We start from the raw sequence: 2,247 nt of genomic DNA, 5'->3' as shown, positions 1-2,247 counted from the left end.
CGTTTGGGCTAATGAGACAATAGACATTGTCGAACCAAATCCCAAGTGGGTAGAAAAAGGTAATCAGGAAAAAGCACTTCTTCTTAATCTTCTTTCAACTTTCGGCATAACAGAAATTCAACATTATGGAAGTACATCTATTCTTAATTTACCAGCTAAACCAATCATTGATTTAATGGCTAAAATTGATTCATTTCAAAAAATAAAAGAAATATCTTCATTGTTAGCTAATCACGACTGGCATTATGTACCACCTAACATAGACAATCGACCTTGGCAAAGATTTTTTGTGAAAGTAATTAACGACAAACGAGTAGTACATTTACATATTTTTCTTGAGGGAGAAGAACGGTGGGATAAACAGCTACTTTTTCGTGATTTATTACGGACTAATCAGCAGTTTATTGATGAATACGCTATTCTTAAAAGAAATTTAGCAAAAAAATATAGCAATGATCGTGAAGCGTACACTAAAGAAAAAACAGAATTTATCAATTATGTTCTTAATTCTTAGTTGCGAACTAATATAAGTTTGTGAAGAAATGTACTTAAACTAACGGGTGMTTTACTTCAATAAGAGGTAAAGCCTTTTTCTTATTCAACTAACGGGGCAGTTTAGTTGAAGAAGGATTACTGTTTATTTAGGTCATACAAGCGGAACGTTTATTGGTCTATCCAATAGGCCCGAAAAGACAATATTTACTGAAAAAGAAAAAGAAGAAGAAATAGTTGAAAAAACGAAAATGAAGAAATATTCCTGCCTATTTTTTTATATAAAAAGTAGGCAGGAAAAATAAAAAAGGAGGTAATTTTAAGATGTCTGTACATTCGAGTTTATATTTTATTGACTCTGGTAAAAAAGATACTGGTCATACTTTAGTATTGACTGATTTTKGGGATGATAGTTTGAGAAGCGTTATGGTAAAGCAAAGAATTCAATATCTACGCTTAAGCAGGAGTGTCGGCTGGGAAGATCAAGACATAGATTTCTTAAAATCGCTGGATTTTTTAAAGGGTGTTGAAATATATGCGGAAGATATAAAAGACGTAAGCGTCTTATTTCACATCCAATCACTTGAGCATTTAGCGCTAGGTTGTAAGTTAACTGTTGAATTGGATATCAGTCGATTTAAAAAGCTAAAAACACTTTTTCTGAAATGGAACACGAAAGTTATAAATTGTTTTAGTGTTTCTACATTGGAACGATTAAATATCGTGAACTATCCATTTGAGGATTTAATACCGTTAAGTCATCTTACTTCCTTAAGAGAGTTACTTGTGACTTCGACTAAACTACAAACGTTACAAGGAATCAATCACTTAAAAAACTTGAAATTATTGGATTTATATAAATGTACTAAATTAATTTCACTTGAATCACTTAGTGCATTGGAAAATTTAGAAAAAATAGAAATTGATAGTTGTAAGCGAATAAAAAAATTAGATGAATTCGAAGGCTTAGGGAATTTAAAAAATTTCTTAATCATCGATTGTGGAGATATTCAATCAATAGAACCGTTAAAAAAATGTTTGAACCTGAATAGAATTTACATCGCTGGAAATACAACTATTATAGAAGGAGATTTTAGCAATCTTCTTGAATTACCAAATCTAAAAAATTTCATTTTTGTGGAGAAGAAGCACTACAGATATCAAGAGAAAGAGGTCAAAGAAATTTTACTTGGTAAAAGGACATAAATCCTTGGTTATGTATTCAAGTAAGGTAATTGGAAACATTGAAAACTATTACGAAGATGACAGTATTGTATTTGATTTCTCAGATTTTGATTCTATGTATACGTATGTTTATCAACCTTAAAGGACGAGTGTCTTTCAAGGTTTTTAACATTCAGAACTTTGGTTTTTAAAAACCGTAAGTGCCACAATGTTCCTTTAGTTTTGAAGAGGAAGAGGATGAACCGACTTCCTTGAACCGCTACCTGTATGCCGATGCAGACCCGGTCAATTTGAATTTATGAGAAAGCTATCAAGCATTCTTGGTAAAGAAATCTTACTAACTATAGAGAACATACCTGAACATCCTTTGATCACGATTAAATCAGATGATACGTTGTTTATCCATATTTAATAAATGTGCTTATTCAACTAACGGGTGCTTTAGTTCAATAACATCGGGCTGTTAAATTAGCAATTACGGCTTATCATATTAAAAATGATGTGGCAACGTATATTGTAGTAAATAATTATTGAAACTCTTTTTAAATACCAATTAGCATCACTTTAGAG

At 31.3% G+C, this 2,247-nt stretch carries 2 protein-coding genes; both read left to right on the top strand.

Annotated features, from left to right (window positions below; translation table 11 throughout):
- A partial coding sequence (locus AC1DSL_RS17410) for a GrpB family protein (protein ID WP_477533190.1) occupies positions 1-514 on the top strand: 514 nt, incomplete at its 5' end.
- A gap of 302 nt (positions 515-816) precedes the next feature.
- Complete coding sequence (locus AC1DSL_RS17405; RefSeq protein WP_477533189.1) at positions 817-1,698, top strand: hypothetical protein; 882 nt, start codon at positions 817-819, stop codon at positions 1,696-1,698.
- Positions 1,699-2,247 lie beyond the last annotated feature (549 nt).

It is taken from the genome of Paenisporosarcina sp. P4_D4 (genome assembly GCF_056401835.1).
This window is presented reverse-complemented; position numbering and strand designations above follow the sequence as displayed.